16 protein-coding genes are annotated in these 21,316 nt (G+C 59.8%); 8 read left to right on the forward strand and 8 right to left on the reverse strand.

Annotation, left to right across the window (positions count from 1 at the left end; translation table 11 throughout):
• The first annotated feature begins 351 nt into the window (after nt 1-351).
• The 4 genes from ACQZ6J_RS25210 to ACQZ6J_RS25225 all read left to right on the forward strand — a co-directional run bounded on the left by ACQZ6J_RS25210 (nt 352) and on the right by ACQZ6J_RS25225 (nt 7,692).
• Nucleotides 352-567 carry a DUF2945 domain-containing protein gene (locus ACQZ6J_RS25210; RefSeq protein ID WP_449086146.1) on the forward strand — a complete coding sequence of 72 codons (216 nt, stop codon included), beginning with the start codon at nt 352-354 and terminating at the stop codon, nt 565-567.
• Between the two features lie 40 nt (nt 568-607).
• A complete protein-coding gene (locus ACQZ6J_RS25215; RefSeq protein ID WP_449086124.1) occupies nt 608-2,341 on the forward strand; it encodes a molybdopterin-dependent oxidoreductase in 1,734 nt (577 codons plus the stop codon).
• A 678-nt stretch (nt 2,342-3,019) separates the two neighbouring features.
• Entirely contained in the window at nt 3,020-3,505 is a 486-nt protein-coding gene (locus ACQZ6J_RS25220; protein ID WP_449086125.1) for a nitrate reductase associated protein, read from the forward strand.
• A complete protein-coding gene (locus tag ACQZ6J_RS25225) occupies nt 3,505-7,692 on the forward strand; it encodes a molybdopterin-dependent oxidoreductase (protein ID WP_449086126.1) in 4,188 nt (1,395 codons plus the stop codon). Before ACQZ6J_RS25220 ends, ACQZ6J_RS25225 begins: the two co-directional genes overlap by 1 nt.
• Before the next feature lie 273 nt (nt 7,693-7,965).
• Here ACQZ6J_RS25225 and ACQZ6J_RS25230 read toward each other — a convergent pair whose 3' ends face one another.
• The 8 genes from ACQZ6J_RS25230 to ACQZ6J_RS25265 form a co-directional block, all read right to left on the reverse strand.
• Nucleotides 7,966-8,280 carry a hypothetical protein gene (locus tag ACQZ6J_RS25230; RefSeq protein ID WP_449086127.1) on the reverse strand — a complete coding sequence of 105 codons (315 nt, stop codon included), beginning with the start codon at nt 8,278-8,280 and terminating at the stop codon, nt 7,966-7,968.
• Complete coding sequence (gene cysG, locus ACQZ6J_RS25235; RefSeq protein WP_449086128.1) at nt 8,280-9,761, reverse strand: siroheme synthase CysG; 1,482 nt, start codon at nt 9,759-9,761, stop codon at nt 8,280-8,282. Before cysG ends, ACQZ6J_RS25230 begins: the two co-directional genes overlap by 1 nt.
• 158 nt (nt 9,762-9,919) lie before the next feature.
• Entirely contained in the window at nt 9,920-10,762 is an 843-nt protein-coding gene (locus ACQZ6J_RS25240) for a formate/nitrite transporter family protein (protein WP_449086129.1), read from the reverse strand.
• 35 nt (nt 10,763-10,797) lie between these two features.
• Nucleotides 10,798-11,136: a nitrite reductase small subunit NirD gene (nirD, locus tag ACQZ6J_RS25245; protein WP_449086130.1), complete on the reverse strand. Its 339-nt coding sequence runs from the start codon at nt 11,134-11,136 to the stop codon at nt 10,798-10,800.
• A 4-nt stretch (nt 11,137-11,140) separates the two neighbouring features.
• Nucleotides 11,141-13,591: a nitrite reductase large subunit NirB gene (gene nirB, locus ACQZ6J_RS25250; RefSeq protein WP_449086131.1), complete on the reverse strand. Its 2,451-nt coding sequence runs from the start codon at nt 13,589-13,591 to the stop codon at nt 11,141-11,143.
• A 17-nt stretch (nt 13,592-13,608) separates the two neighbouring features.
• Nucleotides 13,609-14,871 carry an MFS transporter gene (locus ACQZ6J_RS25255; RefSeq protein ID WP_449086132.1) on the reverse strand — a complete coding sequence of 421 codons (1,263 nt, stop codon included), beginning with the start codon at nt 14,869-14,871 and terminating at the stop codon, nt 13,609-13,611.
• 303 nt (nt 14,872-15,174) lie between these two features.
• Nucleotides 15,175-16,389, reverse strand: a complete 1,215-nt coding sequence (locus ACQZ6J_RS25260) for a CmpA/NrtA family ABC transporter substrate-binding protein (RefSeq protein ID WP_449086133.1) — start codon at nt 16,387-16,389, stop codon at nt 15,175-15,177.
• On the reverse strand, nt 16,386-16,988 hold the full coding sequence (locus tag ACQZ6J_RS25265) for an ANTAR domain-containing response regulator (protein WP_449086134.1): 603 nt from the start codon (nt 16,986-16,988) through the stop codon (nt 16,386-16,388). Before ACQZ6J_RS25265 ends, ACQZ6J_RS25260 begins: the two co-directional genes overlap by 4 nt.
• Before the next feature lie 514 nt (nt 16,989-17,502).
• On the opposite strand from ACQZ6J_RS25265, the gene ACQZ6J_RS25270 reads away from it, so the two are divergent.
• From ACQZ6J_RS25270 to ACQZ6J_RS25285, 4 genes are all read left to right on the forward strand, one after another.
• A complete protein-coding gene (locus ACQZ6J_RS25270; RefSeq protein ID WP_449086135.1) occupies nt 17,503-18,849 on the forward strand; it encodes an LLM class flavin-dependent oxidoreductase in 1,347 nt (448 codons plus the stop codon).
• A gap of 25 nt (nt 18,850-18,874) precedes the next feature.
• Nucleotides 18,875-19,720: an ABC transporter permease gene (locus ACQZ6J_RS25275; protein ID WP_449086136.1), complete on the forward strand. Its 846-nt coding sequence runs from the start codon at nt 18,875-18,877 to the stop codon at nt 19,718-19,720.
• 47 nt (nt 19,721-19,767) lie between these two features.
• Nucleotides 19,768-20,775: an ABC transporter substrate-binding protein gene (locus ACQZ6J_RS25280; protein WP_449086137.1), complete on the forward strand. Its 1,008-nt coding sequence runs from the start codon at nt 19,768-19,770 to the stop codon at nt 20,773-20,775.
• A gap of 11 nt (nt 20,776-20,786) precedes the next feature.
• On the forward strand, nt 20,787-21,316 hold a 530-nt coding region (locus ACQZ6J_RS25285; RefSeq protein ID WP_449086138.1), incomplete at its 3' end, for an ABC transporter ATP-binding protein.

Consider the following 21,316-nt stretch of genomic DNA (forward strand, 5'->3'; position numbering starts at 1 on the left):
ATCCGCAGCTCTGCACGTCTTCGCCGCCGGGCGCGCAAACGGGCTGTTTCGGGGCCTTCAAATGTGGGGAGGAATAGGCGCGCGGTGTAAGCGGGTATCAATCAGGCGCTAGCTGCACGACCGAATTATTGTTCTGAGAATGGCTGGGAGCGGCTCGAGATGACTGCCGGATCGATCGCGAATCGAGCGGGATGGCGTGTTTCGGAAACCAAGATGCCTTCCCGAACGAATTTTCTTGGGAGCAATTGTCCTTTTGACCGGAACGAAAGCCGCTCTCGGCCGTTGGTTTGGGTTGGAGCGTCCACCGAAAGGCTGTTTGGTACCGTGACAACGCCTGCGATAGATTTACCCATGGCGGATCAATTCAAAATTGGCGATCATGTAACCTGGAATTCCGAAGCTGGGCGGGTCAGCGGCACGGTAATTCGTATCCATATTCGCAATTTCGACGTCAACGGCTATACGCATCATGCGACCGCGGACAAGCCGCAATACGAGATCAAGAGCAGCAAGACCGAACATGTCGCCTTCCATAAAGGCTCGGTGCTGACCAAGCTTCGCGACTGACGCGTCCGTCAGGCGCGATCGAAACGAAAGCGATCATCCGATGCCCGAGAGAACTCAATCTCCTTCACCCGAACTGCTCCGCGCCAACCTCAGCGACGCGGACGATCGCATCCGTATCGATCACTGGATGCCGCCCCAGCAAGGGATTTTCCCCCGCATCCGGATCGGGAGCCGCTGGTTCAATACGCTTTGGGCACTACCCATCGGTGCGGCGGTGCTGCTCTGCCTGATCGCGCTGGCGCAAAGCCTGCGCGAACTGCCGAGCGTGGCAGCCTTCATTCAGAATCATCCCGGCATCGCGCAATCGGCGCCGTCGGTCGACTCGGGCTTTCCGTGGTGGCTTCAGCTCCAGCATTTCCTGAACATGTTCTTCATGCTGTTCATCATGCGGGCCGGCTTGCAGATACTGGCCGATCATCCGCGCCTCTATTGGGGCCGCGACTGCACACCTGGAAGCGATTGGTTCCGCTTCCAGGTGCCAGTGCCGAAGGGCCGCATCTGGACCGCCAAGGACGATTCCGTCACCCTGCCGAAATGGCTCGGCATTCCCGGCCTTCGTCACACACTCGGCCTGTCGCGCTGGTGGCACTTCTCGGTCAACCTGTTGTGGCTGATCAATGGTATCGCGTTTTACGCGCTACTGTTTTCGACCGACCAATGGCGCCGGCTCGTGCCAATGACCTGGGAGGTCTTTCCGGCGGCGCTTTCCACGGCCATACAGTATGCCTCGCTGAACTTTCCAGTAGACGAAGGCTGGACCCGCTACAACGGGCTCCAGCAGTTCAGCTATTTCATAACCGTTTTCGTCGCGGCGCCCGTCTCGATCGTCACCGGCCTGATGCAGAGCCCGGCGATCTCCAACGCGCTCGGATGGTTAGGACGCATCTTCAACCGGCAGATGATGCGTTCGGTGCATTTCATTTCGTTCGCCTGGTTCGTCGCCTTCATTCTGGCGCATGGCGCCATGGTGTTCGTCACTGGCATCCGCCAGAACACCAACCACATGTTCGCAGGTGTCGATAACGCCTCCTGGGCCGGGTTTCCGCTGTTTCTCCTGGCGATGGCCATCATGATTACGTCCTGGCTCATCGTCTCGCCCCTCACCCTCCACTACGCGCGTCTTGTGCAGCGCACGGGTGCATTCATGACCGGCTGGTTGATGGGACTGGCCGAAGGATGGGATCCGCGCTCGCAACTCACGAAGAAGGACATCTCTCCCTATTTCTGGCCGAACGGGACGATGCCGAGCTCGAAAGAATTCGATGATCTCTTGGCCGAGGACTTCGCCAGCTACAGGCTACGAGTCGACGGCCTGGTCAAGACGCCGCAGGAGTTCTCACTGGCTGACCTCAAGGCCATGGCCAAGCAGGAGCAGATCACGACGCATTTCTGCATTCAGGGCTGGTCAGGGGTCGCAGAGTGGGGCGGCGTTCCGATGCGGGATGTTCTCGCCCTGGTCAAGCCGCTGCCGGAAGCGCGTTATGCTGTGTTCTATTCCCTGGCCGACGGCGCGGAGGGCGGCCGCTACTACGACGTGCACAAGATCGAAAACATGCGTCACGAACTGACCATTCTTGCCTACGAGATGAACGGCGAGCCGGTTAGTGTCCTACATGGCGCACCGCTGCGGCTACGCTGCGAGAACGAACTCGGCTTCAAGATGGTCAAGTGGATTGCGGCAATCGAATTCGTCGCGGACTTCGTCGATCTCGGCGCCGGCCAAGGCGGCTATAATGAAGATCATGAATTCTATGGCTATCGAATGCCGATTTGATCATTCGTGGGGATGACAATCTTGACAGAATGCCTCGGCAGATGACGAGCGCGACGCAGGGGCGCATGACGCAATTCCGCTTGGTCGTCGTCAACATCGAAAGCTCTTGCTGTATTCTGATCCGAGATGCTTCCTTCTTCGCGACGTTTGCAAAGAAAAAGCATTTGCGCGGACCGCGAAGTCTGTAGTGGCACGCAGTCGACTCTCCCGGCGGTGATCCGCAAGCTTGAGATTTTCCATCGTAAGCATGACCACATAGCCGGCACACCGCACGTCACTTTTCGGGCAAAGCGATGCTTGTGGGAATGAGCTCAAAATGTCGAGAGGGCCTAAATGGCGGGCATCTGCCCGCTGAGCTTATCGTGAATGCAAATTTTCACGGCAGCATCTCTTGGTAACCGGAGAGAATACGCTCAATTCGCCAATGCTCGTCGGCGCTCCGAGAGCTGGCATGATTGTTGCATCGGAATTGCGGGTCGCTTTGAGCGACTGACATAGCGTCCAACGGCGGACGATTATAGCAAAGCTGCTGATCTGAAACTCGTCTCCTCCCGGAGATGGATTTTCCGGTCTGCGGCTTTTTTGTTTTTTGGGCTTTTTTCAAGACCGGATCGGTCTTGTTCGTGAGGGATAAAGCGGGATGCCTGCCAATCATCTGACAGCCAACGGGAGGCGGTCATGAACGACCGTCTTGCAACGTTCGAATTCGAGAAGGACTTCGCCGACAATCTTCGCTGCATTCCAATGGCCGTCCGGTTCAAGCTGGATATTGCCGGCATCAAGCTTTCCCTGCGCCAGTGGAGCGGTTTCGAGCGCATGGAACGCCGATGGCTGCTGGAGCAACCGTGCGAGACGCCCGCTGAAGTAAAAGCATACCGCGACAGGCTCACCGACGTCATCCGCAACCGTACCGGGGAGGCCGCCCGTCAGATCGGACTTGACGAGGAAGTGGCCTGGAGCATCGTGACCGAAGTGCCGCCGGTCGTAAGGGCGCAGGCGACTTCCAAGGGCGTCGCTCCTCCGTCAGCGGATCACTGGAAGGGACTGACCAATCTCCAGCGCTTTGCCTTGCTCAAGCTGGCCCGCGAGGGGCATGACAACGACAACTTCGTCCCGGCGATGGAAGAATTCGGAATCCTGACGCAGCCGAAAGGCGTTTTCTGATGCCCACGGCAAAGACGGTCAAGGGCTCCTGTCCGTATTGCGGTGTCGGCTGCGGCATCGTGATGGAGGTCAGGGACAACAGGGTGGTCAAAGTGTCTGGCGACAAGACCCACCCGACGAATTTCGGGCGGCTCTGCACCAAGGGCAACACCTGCGGCCAGGCCATCGCCGAATCGGGCCGGATGGACAAGGCGCATGTGCGTCCTGCGCGCGGACAGGATCAGCTTCCGGTATCGGTCGACAAGGCGATCAGCGAGACTGCGCGGCGACTGAAGACGATTATCGAACGCGATGGTCCCGATGCCGTCTCCTTCTACGTCTCCGGTCAGATGTCACTGGAAGCCCAATATCTCGCCAACAAGCTCGCCAAGGGTTTCGTCAGGACAAAGCACATCGAGTCCAATTCCCGGCTGTGTATGGCGAGCGCCGGCAGTGGCTACAAGCTTTCATTGGGCTCCGACGGTCCCCCCGGTTCCTATCAGGACTTCGACAAGGCCGATCTGTTCTTCGTGATCGGTGCCAACATGGCCGATTGTCACCCGATCCTGTTCCTGCGCATGATGGACCGCGTCAAGCAGGGCGCGCGGCTGATCGTGGTTGATCCGCGCCGGAACGCCACGGCCGACAAGGCAAGCCTGTTCCTGCAGATCAAGCCGGGGACCGATCTCGCGCTTCTGAACGGCCTGCTGCACCTGATCGTCAAAGACGGTCACACGGATTCCGCCTTCATTGCCGAATTCACCGAGGGCTTCGAGCAGATGCCCGATTTCCTGGCGGAATATCCGCCGGAAAAAGTGTCCGAGATCACCGGGATCCCCGTTGACGACATCGTCGAGGCCGCCGAGTGGATCGGCACATCGACGGAGGTGATGAGCTGCTGGACGATGGGGCTGAACCAGAGCACGCACGGCACCTGGAACACCAATGCGATCTGCAACCTGCATCTGGCCACGGGCAAGATCTGCCGGCCGGGAAGCGGTCCCTTTTCCCTGACCGGCCAGCCGAACGCGATGGGCGGCCGGGAAATGGGCTATATGGGGCCGGGGCTGCCCGGCCAGCGCTCCGCGCTGGTCGAAGCGGACCGCGCCTTCACGGAAGACCTCTGGAAAATCCCGCGCGGCAGCCTGCGGGCCGAGGCGGGCGGCGGCACGATCGGTATGTTCGAGGAGATGGCCGCCGGCGCGATCAAGGCCTGCTGGATCATCTGCACGAATCCGGTTGCGACCGTTTCCAACCGCGACAATGTCGTAAGGGCACTGAAGGCCGCCGAGTTGGTGGTGACGCAGGACGCTTATCTCGACACCGAAACCAATATCTACGCCGATATCCTCTTGCCCGGCGCGCTCTGGGCCGAAGGCGACAGCGTCATGATCAATTCCGAGCGCAACATGACGCTGACGCGCAAGGCGGTTGAACCTCCAGGGGAAGCCCTGCCGGACTGGTTGATTATCGCGCGGGTTGCCCATGAAATGGGTTTTGCCGAAGCATTCGATTATGCCTCCTCAGCTGAGGTGTTCGAAGAGATCAAACAGGCGTGGAATCCCAAGACCGGCTACGATATCCGTGGAGCGAGCCACGATCGCCTGACCCAGTCACCGCTTCAATGGCCGGTGGCGTCAGCTGAGTCCGACGGTCGAAACCCGATCCGCTATATCAACGACGGTGTCAGCCAGGAACGCAAACTCGCAGCGGATGGAACGCTCCCCCGGCTCGTCTTCGCCACGGCTAGCGGCAAGGCTGCGTTCTTCCCCCGACCACATATGGCACCGGCTGAAACGCCGGGGCCTGAATTTCCAATTGTGCTCAACACCGGTCGCCTGCAACACCAATGGCATACCATGACGAAGACCGGCAAGGTCCCGACGCTGAACAAGCTCAATCCCGGTCCCTTTGTTGAAATCCATCCCGAAGACGCCGCGGAACTGGGCATCGGGGAGAAGGACCGGGTCGAGATCCGTTCGAAGCGGGGAAAGGCGCTCCTTCCCGCCATCATCACCGAGCGGGTGCGGCCAGGAACCTGCTTTGCGCCGTTCCACTGGAACGACACGTTCGGCGACAGCCTCGCCATCAATGCCGTCACCAGCGACGCGGTCGATCCGCTGTCCTTGCAACCGGAGTTCAAGTTTACCGCGGTTGCTCTGCGCCTCAGCGAAAAAGCCACCCCTTCGAAGAATGAACAGGAAAAGCACCAGATGAATATCGCTGTGACGCCTCGCCGCGAGACGGCAACCGGGGCCGAGCTCGACACCAGGTCCGAGATTGCCGCCTTGAGTGAGATAACTGGGTTAGCGCTTGCCGTTGTTCCGGTCTTTACTCCTTCGGAACAGGTCTATCTGCAGGGGTTCATGACGGGGCTGAACGCCGGGATCGTCAATCGTTCAATCGATGTTCCAGTGCTTCCCGAAAACGCGCCGCTGACCACCGAGCGCCGGCTGCTCATCGATGGCATGCTGGCAGGGCTGTTTTCGCGAACCCGCGCGCGGCCTGGGACTATTGTCCCGTCACCAACCGGCCCGGCCATCGTATCCCCGGTGGAAGCAACGGATCCTATCGTTCTGATCGCATGGGCGTCGCAGACCGGCAATGCCGAGACCGCCGCATCGAATTTTGCAAAGCGCCTTGAGGCGCAAGGCAAAAAGCCTCGTCTCTCAGCATTGGAGACGTTGTCCCCTTGCGATCTTGCCGGGGCGAAGACCTGCCTGTTTTTTGTCAGCACGTTCGGCGACGGCGATCCGTCGGATAATGGTGCGGACTTCTGGAAAGCCTTGAGCGAGGAGCCGGCGCCGCGTCTTGAGGGCCTTCGGTATTCGGTTTGTGCATTCGGAGACAGCAACTACGATCAGTTTTGCGGCTTTGGCCGCAAGCTCGATCAGCGGTTGGAAGCGCTTGGTGCCCAACGCCTCGCCGAACGTGTCGACTGCGAGCCGGACTATGAGGCACCCGTCGCATCCTGGGCAGACCGCATCGCCATGGCGCTGCAATCGACTGAGAACGGGGTCGCCTCCTCCGATGTAGCCGGATGCATCGTCGCTACGTCCGATCCCGCCGCCGTTAGCATTCCATCGAAGCAGACGTTCAGCCGGAAAGCACCCTACGCATCCAGGCTGCTGGTCAATAAACGGCTGACATCGGATGGGGGCTCCAAGGAGGTCAGGCAATTCGTCCTGGATCTCGGCGAGGGGGAGTTGAGCTACGAGGCCGGCGACGCGCTCGGAGTGTGGCCGATCAATTGTCCGACACTGGCCGATGAGATCGTCACGACACTGAAACTCAAAGCCGATAACCCGGTTTCGGTCGAGGGATTGGGGGAATTGCCGCTTGCGGAGGCGCTTCGGAAGCATTTCGAGATCGGGAGGGCGAGTACCGACTTCCTGAAATGGTGGGCTTCCGTTTCAAGTAGCAAAGCGCTGTCGGAAATACTCTCCGGCGCGCGTGAGGATATTTCGCGCTGGCTCTGGGGCAAGCAGATTGCCGATATCGTCGCGCTGGCGCCATACGGAATCGGAGCGCAGCAACTCGTCGACAACCTGAAACGCCTGCAACCACGGCTTTACTCGATATCGTCGAGTTCCAAGCTGCACCCGAAGGAAGTCCACCTGACAGTTTCCGTTGTCAGATATGCGAATGAAAGTGTGAGCCGGGCGGGACCCGCATCGTCCTTTCTCGCCGACCGCGCAGCGGATATTGCCGTTCCCATTTTCGTTCAGCCGTCGGCGCATTTCCGGCCGCCGCACGATCCCGATGCACCGGCGATCATGGTCGGACCCGGAACAGGCATTGCTCCCTTCCGGGCGTTCCTGCAGGAGCGGGAGGCGCGCGGTGCGAGGGGGAAAAACTGGCTGTTCTTCGGAGAGCAGCATCAGGCCATCGATTTTTACTACCGTGACGAGCTGGAACGCTGGACGAGGAGCGGTCACCTGACGCGGCTGGACCTTGCTTTCTCGCGCGACCAAGATGCCAAGATCTACGTCCAGCACCGGATGGGAGAATACGGCGCAGAACTGTTCCGATGGCTGGAGCGGGGTGCATATTTCTATGTCTGCGGCGATGCTAGCCGCATGGCCAGGGATGTCGATGCAGCGCTCAAGGAAATTATCGCTTATCATGGGAACATGAGCAGCGACATGGCGGAGAACTATGTGAAAGAGCTTTCGGCTTCAAAACGATATGTGAGGGATGTCTACTGACCCGATTGACCGAAGCGCTTTGCACACGCTTTTACGTCTGAAGCCGCCCAATCCGCAGTTTTGGCCCGGTCCTTCCGATGTACGGTTGTCGCATAGCTGCTCCACGGCATTATGTTCGACCTTCGCGGCTAAGCCACCACGCCACACCAGCGAAGACTGCTTCACCGGGGGGGCGGAGCGGGCTCTTTACCAGCACCAGGATATGCTGTGGCCAGGCTGGTGCCGAAAGCAGTTGCGAGATGAACTCTCGGGCGAAGGACAGCTACCGCAACCCTAGGCAAAGACGGGACTGAGTTCCAGATAGAGTGCCAGGCTTGCAGCAGACAGCGCAACCGACATGGCAGACGCCCGTACCGGCATTACCGATCCGAGAAGCGAGCCAAAGACCACGATGAAGGCGCCTAGCCACGGATCGTTTCCCGAGAAAGCCAATCCGAAGGCAGAAAGGCTCGTGGCGCTGGCAATCATCGTGGACGGGGATGTCGCCATCGCAGCATCTGTGCTCGGCCGGAATATGCTGACGAACCGCCGCCAGCTGAGGGTGACGGCCAGAACGAGGAAGGCCGGTGCAAGCATTTGCCCCTGCATCAGCGGGCCCCCGTCATCGAAACTTGCCTTACAAGACCGTCTAAATCCTCCATCATGCGCGTGCGTGCCGCAAGAGCCTGGCCGACTGCGATCAGGACGGGATTATCGGAGCCGATGGCGGCGATGCCGTCCAACGCGATTGCCAGCGTTCCGCGCCACTCGGCCTGTGTCGCACGGCTTACATCGCTCATGATCACGACCGGCGTCGAGGGTGTCAGGCCCTCGGCGATCAACCGATCGGCGATCAACGGCGCCGTCCTGCCAGCCATGTAGAACACCGTGGTCGTGCGAGGGTCGGCGACGGTCCTCCAGTCGACATCCGCTGGCAGCCCGCCGTGGCGGGAATGCCCGGTGATGAAGCGGACGGATTGGGCATGGTCCCGATGGGTAAGCGAAATGCCGAGACGCGCGGCCATCGCGCTCGCCGCCGTAATACCGGGGACGACGTCGACCGGGATATTCTCGCGATCGAGATGGGCGATCTCCTCTCCCGCGCGGCCGAAGATCATCGGGTCCCCGGATTTCAGGCGCACGACACGTTTGCCCGCCTTGGCGAGTTTCACCATCATCTCGTTGATGTCTTCCTGGCGGCAGCTCGTGCGGCCACCGCGTTTGCCGACCAGCATGCGCCTGGCCTCGCGGCGGGCGAGTTCCAGCACTTCGGTCGAAACAAGGTCGTCGAACAGAATGATGTCAGCGGCCTGCAAGGCGCGGACCGCTTTCAGCGTCAGAAGCTCCGCATCTCCTGGACCGGCGCCAACCAGGGTTACTCGGCCAGCAGCCGGGGCGCAACTCAGATTGCGGGCAGCTAGGACAAGGTCGCGGTCACTGCGTGGAGCCGCTGATCCCTCGAACGCCATGTCAGTGAATCGCTCCCAGAAATTTCGTCGTGCTGCGGCGGTGTCGAGGAGGTCGTTGATCCGCGTGCGCATCGACAGCGCCAGCGCGGCCCATGTCTTCAGGCTGCGCGGCAACAGCGTCTCGATCTTGCGCCGGATCGATTGCGCGAGAATGGGTGCTGCTCCATCGGTGGAGATGGCGACAACGACAGGCGAGCGGTTGACGATCGAGCCGAACTGGAACTGGCAGTAGGCATGCTTGTCGATAACATTGACCGGGACACCCATCGCGCGGGCGGCGTCGAAGAACAGCCTTGCTTGGGCATCGTCGTCGCAATCCGCAATCGCAAGCACTGCCCCTACAAGGTCATGCCGTTTCCAGGGCATTGGATGATAAACAAGCCTCGCCGAGGGATGTTCCGGCTGTCGTGCCAGAAGTGCCGTAAAGGTTTCAGTCAGTGTCTCGGCATAAACCTCGACAAGCGCGCCGCAGGCCGCTAGCAGCTCGGCTTTCCAGGCAGCGGCATCCGAGCCTCCCGCTATGACGACACGTTTGCCTTCCAGCGCCCAGAACACCGGGAGCTTTGCCAGTGGTTCCATGCGCGCCGGGTTGTCATTCCGCGAGCGCCGCAAAACATTCATCGAAAATCTCCATGATTTTAGCGTGGCAAGAGCCATAGTCGCTGCCGGCGTTGAGTTTACTGGAGGCGGCTCAGTGGTAGCCGAGGTCGCAATAGAGGCAGGTCTGGGGGGACGGAACTGTCCATATTCCGGTCCCAGCGGCTGCGGTGTTCATCTGGTTATTCCGCGGGAACGGCTGCGGGGCCGGCCAGCCGACCATTGGATGCGGCTTGCTTGCGCCCATGGGTGGAATAGAGCGCCAGACCGACGAAGGTCAGCCCGCCGACCAGATTTCCAATGACGGTCGGGATCTCGTTCCAGACGAAGTAGTCCATGATCGAGAAATTGCCGCCGAGCATCAGGCCGGACGGAAACAGGAACATGTTCACGACGGAATGCTCAAAGCCCATATAAAAGAATAGCATGACCGGCATCCACATGCCGATGACTTTGCCGGAGACTGAGGTGGACATCATCGCGGCAACGACCCCGGTCGAGACCATCCAGTTGCACAGCACGCCGCGAATGAAGAGCGTCAGCATGCCTGCTGCACCATGCGCGGCATAACCGAGCGTGCGGCCTTCTCCGATATGGCCAATCTTCTCCCCGACCTCGCTGGGTGCAGTCGTAAACCCGAAGGTGAAGATGATTGCCATCATTACCGCAACCAGTAGCGCACCGGCGAAATTACCCGTGAAAACGAGGCCCCAGTTGCGAAGCACGCCGCCGGCCGTCACGCCCGGCCGCCTGTCGATCAGGGCGAGTGGCGCGAGGGTGAAGACGCCGGTCAGGAGGTCGAAACCCATGAGGTAAAGGAGGCAGAAGCCGACCGGGAAAAGGATGGCGCCGGCAAGCGGCTGCCCGGTCTGGACTGAGATCGTTACGGCGAAGACGGCGCTGAGAGCCAGGATGGCGCCCGCCATGAAAGCCCGGATCAAGGTGTCCCGGGTGGACATGAAGACCTTCGCCTCGCCGGCGTCGATCATCTTTGCTACGAATTCGGTCGGTTGAACGTATGACATGTGGTCCCCTTTTTGTGGTGATTGCAATGGAGTGATCATTCGGCTGCGATCAGCTTCTCCGCGGGAAGCGCCATGAAGATTTCCCGGCCGCGCAGCTCGAGCGGGATCGTCCGGACGCCGCCGTCGTCGGCCCCGAGCGCCCTGCCGGTTTTGAGCGAGATCACCCAGTTGTGCAGTGGGCAGGTGACCGCGCTTCCATGGACAATGCCCTGGGAGAGCGGCCCGCCCTTGTGCGGGCAATGGTCCTCGATCGCGAAAACTTCGTTGTCCGCCGTGCGGAACACGGCGATCCTGCCTTGCGGCGTCTTCACGCAGCGTGCGCCGCGCAGCGGGATGTCCGCGATGTCACCGATTGCGATCCAGTTCATATCCATCTCCTTATTCAGCGGCCTGCGGGTAGCCGATGGTCGCCAGCGGCTTGAACTCGTGCTTGTCCTTGCCGGAGACGCGTTCCGACCAGGGGTCGACCTGTGCGAAGCTCTGGCTGAAGACGAAGCGCTGGTAATAGGCTTGGCGCTTCTCGGTATCGCCGATGATCTGGCGGCGGATTTCGTCGAGGCCAACGCGCTTTGCCCATTTGTAGATGCGCTCGAGATAGCGGGCCTGTTCACGGTACATCTGCGTCAGTGCGACGATATGCTCGAGTGCCTCGTCTTCGCTCTTCACAAGGCCAAGGATCTCGGTGCCCTTGATGTCAAGGCCGGCGGCGCCGGCGAAATGGATCTCGAAGCCGCTATCGACGCAAATGACGCCGATGTCCTTGCAGGTGGCCTCCGCGCAGTTGCGCGGGCATCCCGATACGGCAAGCTTCAGCTTTGCCGGCGTCCAGGACCCCCACATGAACTTTTCGATGCGGATGCCGAGGCCAGTGGAATCCTGGGTGCCGAAGCGGCACCAATCGGAACCGACGCAGGTCTTCACGGTGCGAAGCCCCTTGGCATAGGCCTGGCCGGAAATGAACCCGGCCTTGCCGAGGTCGGCCCAGACGGCTGGCAGATCTTCCTTCTCGATGCCGAGCAGGTCGATGCGCTGGCCGCCGGTGACCTTCACCATCGGAATCTCGAACTTGTCGACGACATCTGCGATGGCGCGCAACTCGTTCGCATTGGTGACCCCGCCCCACATGCGTGGCACCACCGAATAGGTGCCGTCCTTCTGGATGTTGGCATGGACGCGTTCGTTGATGAAGCGCGACTGGTAATCGTCGGCATATTCGTCAGGCCAGTCGCAGACGAGGTAATAGTTGAGCGCCGGACGACATTTGGCGCAGCCGCAGGAGGTCTTCCATTCGAGTTCCTGCATGACGGCGGGAATGCTCTTCAGCCCCTTGGCCTTGATCAGGCGGCGGACGTCGTCGTGGTCAAGCTCGGTGCAGGTGCACATCGGCTGCACGGCCTTCGGATTGTAGCTGTCGCCCAGCGTCAGCGCCATCAGCTTCTCGACCAGGCCGGTGCAGGACCCGCAGGAGGCGGAAGCCTTGGTATGGGCGCGAACGTCGTCCAGCGACGTCAGGCCCTTTCCCAGGATCGTCGAGGTGATCTTGCCTTTGCAGACGCCGTTGCAGCCGCAGATCTCCGCGTCATCCGGCAAGGCTGCAACGGTCGCCATGGGGTCCAGCGGCGACCCTCCCTGATAGGCCTGTCCGAAGATCAGCGTCTCGCGCATCTGCGAAATATCGGTCGCCTTCTTCTTCAGGTCGTTGAACCAGGCGCCATCGGAAGTTTCGCCGTAAAGCACGGTGCCGATGATCTTGTTGTCCTTGAGCACAAGGCGCTTGTAGACGCCCGCGCAGGCGTCGCGCAACACGATCTCCTCACGGTCGTCGCCGTCGGCGAAATCGCCGAGGGAATAGAGATCGATGCCGGTGACCTTCAGCTTGGTCGGCGTATCCGCATGTACGAAGGCCGGCGAGCGATCGCCGGAGAGATGCGCTGCGGCAATACGGGCCATCTCGTAGAGCGGTGCAACCAGGCCGTAAACCATGCCGCCCACCTCGGCACATTCGCCGAGTGCCAGAATGCTGCCGTCCGACGTCTGCATGCCGTCGTCAACGACAATGCCGCGGTTGACCGCGAGACCAGCCTCTTTGGCAAGGCCGACACTGGGGCGGATGCCGACGGCCATGACGACGAGGGTCGCCGGGATGATGCGTCCATCATCCAATTCGATGCCCTCGACTTTGCCGTCACCGATGATCGCCTTGGTATTGGCCTTGCAGATGACCTTGATTCCGCGTTCCTCGACCGCTTTCTGCAAGAGATAGCCGGCCGCGGGATCGAGCTGGCGCTCCATCAAGGTCGACATGACGTGCAGCACGGTGACGTCCATGCCACGCTGGGCAAGCCCCGCCGCGGCTTCGAGACCGAGCAGGCCACCGCCGATGACGACGGCCTTTTCGCGCGATTGGGCGGCAAGCAGCATCGCCTGCACGTCATCGAGATCGCGATAGGTGATGACGCCGGGCAGGTCCTTGCCGGGAACCGGGATGATGAAGGGGACGGAGCCGGTAGCGATCACCAGCTTGTCGTAGCTTTCGACGACGCCATGGTCCGAGGTCACCGTCTTTGCCGTACGATCGATCGCGACGATCCTGTGACCCTTGTAGAGGGTGATGCCGTGATCGATATACCAGCCGTCGCCATGAATGACGATCTGCTCATAGGTCTTTTCGCCGGACAGGACCGGTGACAGCATGATGCGGTCGTAGTTGACACGCGGTTCGGCATTGAAGATCGTCACCTGGTATTGATCAGGTGCCTGTTCGAAGAGGTGTTCCAGCATGCGCCCGGGCGCCATGCCATTGCCGATGATGACAAGTTTCTCAGTCATGGTTTCATATCCTCAAATCAGGCGGCGGTAACGGTCTGGGTGGAAGGCGCCCTACGATCGAGCTGCCTGACAGACAGGTGCATCCAGGCGAGCGAGACGACGACGAGCGCGAAGAGCAGCAGGAAGCAGCTCGACCACAGGCCGGTTATGTCCTTGAGAAAGCCGAAGGCGATGGGCAGGACGAAACCGCCCAGACCGCCCATCATTCCGACGATGCCGCCGACGGCGCCGATGCTGTCCGGATAATAGGCGGGGATATGCTTGTAGACGGCCGCCTTGCCGAGCGCCATGAAGAAGCCAAGCACGAAAATGACAATGATGAAGACGGCCGGCGTGATGCCCAACGCCTGGCTGTTTCCTGCCGCCGGCAGCGACAGAATGAGGGTCGCGACGGCCGAGACCCCAAACACGGCATACATGACGCCACGCGCGCCCTTCCTGTCCGACAGCACGCCGCCAAAGATGCGGAAGAGGCTGCCCGGTATGGAGTAGGCGGCGGCAACCATGCCGGCGACTTCGAGATTGAAGCCGTAGACGCCGACGAGATAGCGGGGCAGCCAGAGGGAGAGGGCGACGAAACCGCCGAAGGCGAAGAAATAATAGAGCGAGAAACGCCAGACTTGGGCATTCCTCAGCGGCGCGAATTCCTGCCAGAGGTTCCTGGGCGCGGACTTTACTCCACGGCGGGCGCGGAACGCCGGATCGTTGCTGGTGGTGAACCAGTAGACGACAGCCATGACGGCAAGGACCGCAGCCCAGATTTCTGCGACAGCCTGCCAGCCCCATGCGACAAGGACGAAGGGCGCGGCGAATTTCGTGACGGCAGCACCCACATTCCCGGCGCCGAAAATACCGAGCGCCGTTCCCTGCTTCTCGGGCGGGAAGAAAGGCGAGACATAGGCAATGCCGACAGCAAAAGAGCCGCCCGCAAGGCCGACACCCAGCCCGGCGATCAGCATCTGGGCATAGGTGTGGGCATAGGACAGAAGGAAGGTCGCTAGCGCCGCCCCCAACATCGTCAGTGTGTAGACCAAGCGGCCGCCATAGCGCCCGGTCCATACGCCAAGGAGGACACGAGCCAGCGATCCGCTCAGGACTGGAATGCCGACCAGCAGGCCGAATTGCGCCTCATCGAGGTCGAGATCCTGTTTGATGCGAATGCCGATGATCGCAAAGATCGTCCAGACGGCAAAACAGAGCGTGAAGGCAATCGTGGACACCCACAAGGCTCTGGCTGGTTCGCCGGCAGACATGGACTGTGCGTTTTCAGAAAAAGACATGGCTTCTCCGTGGCCCGACAAGGTCGTGCCGATCAATCGCTGGGTTAAAAACAAAAAGCCGCTGATCAGGACACGCACCACGAGGTGCACGGGATATCCTGAAACAGCGGCTTTGCTGGGGGCGCCCGTCGTTGGACGCCAAAATCGTGGCTTGTTGGCCTGCTTAAAACAATGCAAGGCACGTGCCAGATTCTCTAAGTGCCTGTTTTCACGTTTTTTACTGAATTTTGCCAGCGGCAAGCCAATCCAGGCGCACAGCAATCAATCAAAAATTTGTGCAATGCGCATAAAATGTGCACATTGTTAAATGGTGGTTTGGCTCGCAATGTAGGCGGTGACCTGATCGGGGTCGAAGAGGCTACCGTCGAAGAAGCCATCCGGCCCGAGTATCAAAGCGCCCGTGGAACCGACTGGCGTTTCAGTGCGCAGGGCGCCTTCGACCTTGGAGTTTGCAGACGGAAGGGCAACGCCTAGCGCCTTCAGTGCGCTCCGGTAGAGGTCGGGCCGATAGGTGTTACCGGCGATCTCCTGGTGGCTTGCCGTGTGTTCGACATGCCCCCATCGAACCATTTGCGTGTAAAACCAGAGGGCGTGACTTTTCCAGGGAAATGTCGCGGCCTTGGCGCTGGGAACAAAAAAATCCTCGACGATCTGTGTCCGACCGCCGCCAATTAGCAACCTGCCGCTCAGGGCAGGCTGCATGCTTTCCGCCGGTCGGTCAACATAGGGAGATGTTGCCAAGAGCCGCGCAAGTTCCTCGTGATTTCCGGGATCGGAGCACCAGAGCGACGCCTGATAGAGCGCCTTGAGAAGGGCATCCAATGCTTCCGGATGATGTTCAGCCCATCGATCGTTGACGCCAAGGACTTTCTCCGGGCTAGACTTCCAGATTGCCGCCTTAACCGTTGCGATATGGGCTTCGCTTTTGAGGACGCCGAGCGTGTTCCAGGGTTCTCCAGCGCAGTAACCATCAATGACACCAGCATTTAAGGCATCTGCCATATCCGGTGGAGGCAGAATGACGGTCTCGATTTCGTGTTCGGGATCGATCCCACTCGCTCCCAGCCAGTAGCGCAGTTCGTAGTTGTGGCCTGAATAGGGATGAACGACGCCAAACCGTATCCGGTCGCCTTGGCGTCGAGCGATCACCCGCTGTAGAGCCAATCCACTTGTTCGGGCGCCCAGGTCCGCGATGGCGCCCTGATCGGCCATCTGCCGCCAGAGAGCGGGGGAAACCGTGATCGCGTTGCCACCAAGTCCTAAGGCCATCGGGACGACCATCTGCGGCGCCGGCGCGGTCAGTCCGAGATTGCAGGCAATCGGCATGGGTGCCAAAATATGAGCCACATCGAAATGGCTGACCGCCAATCGATCCCGGATCGTCGCCCAGGATCGTTCACGAACAAGCTTGAGGTTGATCGAGTGCTCTTCGGCAAAGCCCTTTTCCTTTGCCGCGACGAGCAGAGCGCTGTCGAGCAGTGGAAGGAAGCCGGCGGTGATGTCGTGTCTACTGGTCATGCGTCGGTCCCCGGATCGAGCAGGTTTGCTGCGGTAACAAGGCTTTGGGCAATCTCGGCAATCTTTCGGTTCTGGTTCATCGCTGTTCGCCGCAGCAAGGCATAGGCATCCTCCTCGGAAAGCCCCCTCGACCGCATCAGCAGTCCTTTGGCGCGGTCGATGACCTTTCGGCTTTCCAACTCGCTGCGCGTCTCCTCCAATTCGCGGCTGAGGCGTGAAAATGCGTTGAACCGGGCGATCGCCATCTTGAGGATGGGACGAACCCGCTCCTGCTTGAGACCGTCGACGATATAGGCCGAAACGCCCGCCTCGACGGCCGCTTCGATCGATGCCTCGTCCGATTTGTCGACGAACATGGCAATGGGACGTTTCACCGCGCGCGAAATCTGAAAGATGCTCTCGAGCATGTCGCGGTTCGGGTTTTCAATATCGATGACGATGACATCCGGATTGATCTCCATGATGCGTCGGGCAAGGCCGTTCATGTCTGCGATGATCGTCACATCGTCATAGCCGGCCTCACGGAGGCCTATCTCGATAATGGATGCGCGGATGCTATTCTCATCGATGACGAGAACGTTGAGGCTGCTCGGTTTCACAGGGCGTCTGACCACAAATTACCTTGCCTTCACAATTCTGAATAGGGTGAACGCGCTTCGACCTTCGTGAAGCTTCGGCCATTCATAATTTGCAATTTGACACTCAATCAACGATCCTCGCATGATTGAATGCGCAAAAATAACCTTCAGATCAAGCGGTTTATCTCCGCGTCGTCGGAGGCCAAACCCTGCTCGCATGTCGTGCTGCCAACCTCTGATGACCATCAGTGGCATTTACCCCCGCGAATTGTTGCCTCTCGGACGCTTTGATCGTGCCGGCGCCCTGTGATCGGCTCGTGAAACACGCGTGCCTTGCGCACTCGCGCTGGCGGCCCTGCCGACCCGAATCTTGTTCGTTTTAGGTTCAGTTTAGAAAAAAATTCCCGTGAAACGCCATCAGTCACAAGGGTTAGTCTATCAATTTTGTAGATTTTATCCAGAATATATGTCGTAAGGCGATATACTGATCGAGCCTTTGAAACAGCGCCGCGATCATGAACCTTGAGAGGGACTCGTGAAAAGACAAATCAAGCTCGGTGCATTCTTGCCAGGCGGCGGCCAGCACATTGCGGCCTGGCGGCATCCAGACCAGCCCCTCGATGGAGCGGTCAATCTGAAGTTTCACATCGAACTCGCACAGGAAGCAGAGCGCGGCCTTTTTGACGCATACTTTCTGGCGGACGGGCTCGCGATTGCGTTTGGGGGCGGGGTCGAAGGCGGCAACGCAAGAGTTGTCGGTTTTGAACCCGTAACGTTGTTTTCGGCAATTGCGTCGCACACAAGGAATCTCGGCTTCATCGCGACCGCGTCTACAACTTATGAAGAACCCTATTCCATCGCGCGTAAATTTGCCTCACTTGATCTCATTTCGGGCGGTCGAGCCGGCTGGAATGTCGTGACGACCGCAACGGAAGCCGCAGCGCGAAACTTCAATCTCGACCAGCAGCTACCCCATGCCGCGCGCTACCGAAGGGCGGCCGAACACGTTTCTGTCGTCAAGAAGCTCTGGGAGAGCTTCGAAGACGATGCCTTCATCCGCGATCGCGATAGCGGCATTTATTTCGACATCAATAAAGTCCATCGCACCTACCATCGTGGTGAGCATTTCCAGGTCGAAGGCCCGCTGAACGTCAGCCGCTCGCCGCAAGGACATCCCGTAATCGTGCAGGCCGGCCAGTCCCATGACGGACGCGATCTGGCAGCGGCGACGGCGGAGGTCATTTTTACGGCACATCAAAAGCTTGAGACCGCACAGGAATTCTATCGGGACATCAAGACCCGCGCGCAAGGCTACGGTCGTGATCCATCGCATGTGCTGGTCATGCCAGGTGTCTCACCTTTTGTCGGCCGGACGCAGGCCGAAGCGCGCCAGAAATATGACCGCCTGACAAGCCTGATCGTCGAGGAAGACGGCCTCGCGTTGATCAACGCACTCAGCGGCGGCGAGCTCAACCTTGCTGGCATCGATCTCGATGGACCTTTACCACCGGCACCGCCGACCGAAGGCCTCAAGAGCCGTCAGCATCTGATCCGCCAGATTGCCGACGAGAACCATTTCTCGATCCGGCAGCTTTACCAGTGGATCGCTTCCGCACGCGGTCATTTTACCATCGTCGGATCCGCCGTTGAGATCGCAGACACACTCCAGGAGTGGTTCGAATCTGAAGGGGCTGACGGCTTCAACATTCTGCCGCCCTGGCTGCCGACCGGCCTGACCGATTTCGTCGATCTGGTCATCCCCGAACTGCAGCGCAGAGGTCTGTTCCGCACGGTCTATGAGGGCAGGACATTGCGCGAAAATCTCGGCCTGCCGTTCCCGCACACGCGCTGGAGCAATTCACACACTAAAGCCGCTGAATAGTCGAAACGGGACAAGGAGACATCCGATGGCACTAGACAGTGACCAGCAAGTCATATTGCATAACTACGAAACAGCGTCGGTTTGGCAAAGCAACCCTCTGAAAGGGGTGCTTGACGTGCTGCGGAATTTTCTGTCCCGCTACGGGCTTCTCATCGCGTTTGCCGTTTTCTGGCAAGTTTCGCCATCGCTCGGCTGGACCAACCGGGCGGTCTTGCCGCCGCTTAGCGCCATACTGGTCGCGCTTTGGAACGGGATCACCGCTGGCAGTTTTTCGGCCGATATTCTCATCAGTCTTGAGCGCGCGGGGATAGCCTTTGGCGCGGCCGCCGGTTTGGGCATTCCGCTTGGCCTTTTCATGGGGCAGATCCGGATCATCGAGCGCAGTCTCGATCCAATCCTTCAGCTATTCCGGCAGACATCCGCACTTGCGCTCTATCCGGTCTTCATTCTGCTGCTCGGTCTTGGCGAGACGTCGAAGATCTTCGTGATCTTCTGGGCGACGTTGTTTCCGGTTTTGCTCGCCACCATTGGCGGCGTAAAGCAGGTCGACCCCAAGCTTCTGGAGATGGCGCGGGTTTACGGCGCAAAGCGACTAACCATCTTCCGCCGGGTTGTACTCCCGGCTGCGTTGCCGCAAATCTTCGTTGGCCTTCGCCTGAGCGCGACGACGGCGCTTCTGCTGCTCATCGCGGCCGAAATGATCGGGGCCAATTCCGGCGTCGGCTTCCAGGTGATGAACGCCCAATACAATTTCCAGATCCCGCTGATGTTTGCGGCGATCCTTCTTCTCGCCCTTCTCGGTCTGTCGGCAAATCTCATTCTCGAACTCCTTCAGGCCCGGCTATGCCGCTGGTCCAAGGTCAAGGACTGAAGCCTCGTCAACGCCGAACCTTCATATAACAATCAACGGAGTTCATCATGCCTATATCACGCCGTACTTTCGGCAGTGCACTTGCGCTCGCAACTGGCCTGCTTCTCACCGGCCCGACCAGCCTTGCCTTCGCGGCCGAGCCGGAGCAGGTCACCATCCGCTTCCTTGCGAGTCAGGGCGACCTTTCCGCGCATGAACTGGCGGACGCACTCGGCTATTTCAAGGACACCGGCATCACACTGAAGAGCGTCGGTTACGCGCAGGGCGGTCCGGCCTCGTTGTTTGCCCTGGCTTCCGGCGACGTCGAGCTTGGCAGCGCCGCAACGGCGGCGGTCCTCAATTCCGTTGCCGGCGGGAACGACTTCGTGGCAGCCTACGCCTCGAACGGCATTAACAAGACGACCCAGAGCATATTCTACACATTGGAAGGGAACCCGATCCGATCCATCAAGGATATTGCGGGCAAGACGATTGCCGTCAACACGCTCGGCGCTCATCTGGATTATGCGGTTCGTGAGGCACTCCATTCGGTCGGCCTGCCCGAGAATTCGGCGAAGCTCGTCGTGGTGCCCGGTCCACAACTGGAGCAGGTTTTGAGATCCAGGCAAGTCGATATTGCCGCTTTCGGATTCTGGCCGAAGACGTTCGAGGGGGCCGCTCTGAAGAACGGCCCGCTCCAGAAGGTCTTTGGCGACACCGATGTGCTGGGTGAAATCGCCGGCGGTTTCGTTGTTCTGCGTCGTGACTGGATCAAGGAGCACCCGCAGGCGGCCAAGATTTTTGTCGAGAAATCCGAAGCCGCACTCGAATATGCTCGTCTTCATCCTGAGGAGACCAAGGCGATCATTGCCAAGGTGCTCGCCGCACGCGGTGAGAACGGAGACATCGCGCAGTATTTCGCCGGCTATGGCGTGCGTGAGGGCGGCAAGCCGATCATCCGGGATTTGCAGTTCTGGATCGACATCCTCGTACGCGGCGGTGTGCTTGGACCGGGCCAGTTGAAGGCAGAAGACATTCTCTACGATCCGGCGAAATTCGCCGTAACCTCAAACTGAGGAGATGCGCGATGAATGCCGCCGAATTAACCGCGCGCGGAGAGGTCACTATCAAGGGTCTCTCGAAGTCCTATTCGATCAATGGCCGTCATCTCAACGTTCTGGAGGGAGTGAGCAACCATATTCGTCCCGGCGAAAGCCTGGCGATTGTAGGAGCCTCGGGGTCGGGCAAGACCACCTTGCTCAGGGTGCTCGCCGGGATCGAGGATGCCGATAGGGGGGAGGTTTTGATTGATGGCCGCCCTGTCCAGGGCGTAGGAGCTGATCGCGCCGTAATTTTCCAGGAGCCACGGCTGCTTCCATGGCTTTCGGTGCTGGATAATGTCGCATTTCCGCTGGAGAATCGTGGTTTGAAAAAGGCTGATGCGCGGGTTCGTGCGCATCAGTACGTCGATCTCGTTGGCCTCAGCGATTTTGCAGAGGCGCTGCCGTCGCAGCTTTCCGGCGGCATGGCCCAGCGCGTTGGTATTGCGCGGGCGTTGGCGGTCAGGCCCGAGATCCTGCTGCTGGACGAACCGTTTGGCGCGCTCGACGCCATGAC

It is taken from the genome of Rhizobium sp. A37_96 (genome assembly GCF_053521765.1).

Excerpts from the sequence above, each read along its gene's own strand:
- ACQZ6J_RS25210 (WP_449086146.1), top strand. The coding sequence starts at position 352 with ATGGCGGATCAATTCAAAATTGGCGATCATGTAACCTGGAATTCCGAA.
- ACQZ6J_RS25215 (WP_449086124.1), top strand. The coding sequence starts at position 608 with ATGCCCGAGAGAACTCAATCTCCTTCACCCGAACTGCTCCGCGCCAAC.
- ACQZ6J_RS25220 (WP_449086125.1), top strand. The coding sequence starts at position 3,020 with ATGAACGACCGTCTTGCAACGTTCGAATTCGAGAAGGACTTCGCCGAC.
- ACQZ6J_RS25225 (WP_449086126.1), top strand. The coding sequence starts at position 3,505 with ATGCCCACGGCAAAGACGGTCAAGGGCTCCTGTCCGTATTGCGGTGTC.
- ACQZ6J_RS25230 (WP_449086127.1), bottom strand. The coding sequence starts at position 8,280 with ATGCAGGGGCAAATGCTTGCACCGGCCTTCCTCGTTCTGGCCGTCACC.
- cysG (WP_449086128.1), bottom strand. The coding sequence starts at position 9,761 with ATGAATGTTTTGCGGCGCTCGCGGAATGACAACCCGGCGCGCATGGAA.
- ACQZ6J_RS25240 (WP_449086129.1), bottom strand. The coding sequence starts at position 10,762 with ATGTCATACGTTCAACCGACCGAATTCGTAGCAAAGATGATCGACGCC.
- nirD (WP_449086130.1), bottom strand. The coding sequence starts at position 11,136 with ATGGATATGAACTGGATCGCAATCGGTGACATCGCGGACATCCCGCTG.
- nirB (WP_449086131.1), bottom strand. The coding sequence starts at position 13,591 with ATGACTGAGAAACTTGTCATCATCGGCAATGGCATGGCGCCCGGGCGC.
- ACQZ6J_RS25255 (WP_449086132.1), bottom strand. The coding sequence starts at position 14,871 with ATGTCTTTTTCTGAAAACGCACAGTCCATGTCTGCCGGCGAACCAGCC.
- ACQZ6J_RS25260 (WP_449086133.1), bottom strand. The coding sequence starts at position 16,389 with ATGACCAGTAGACACGACATCACCGCCGGCTTCCTTCCACTGCTCGAC.
- ACQZ6J_RS25275 (WP_449086136.1), top strand. The coding sequence starts at position 18,875 with ATGGCACTAGACAGTGACCAGCAAGTCATATTGCATAACTACGAAACA.
- ACQZ6J_RS25280 (WP_449086137.1), top strand. The coding sequence starts at position 19,768 with ATGCCTATATCACGCCGTACTTTCGGCAGTGCACTTGCGCTCGCAACT.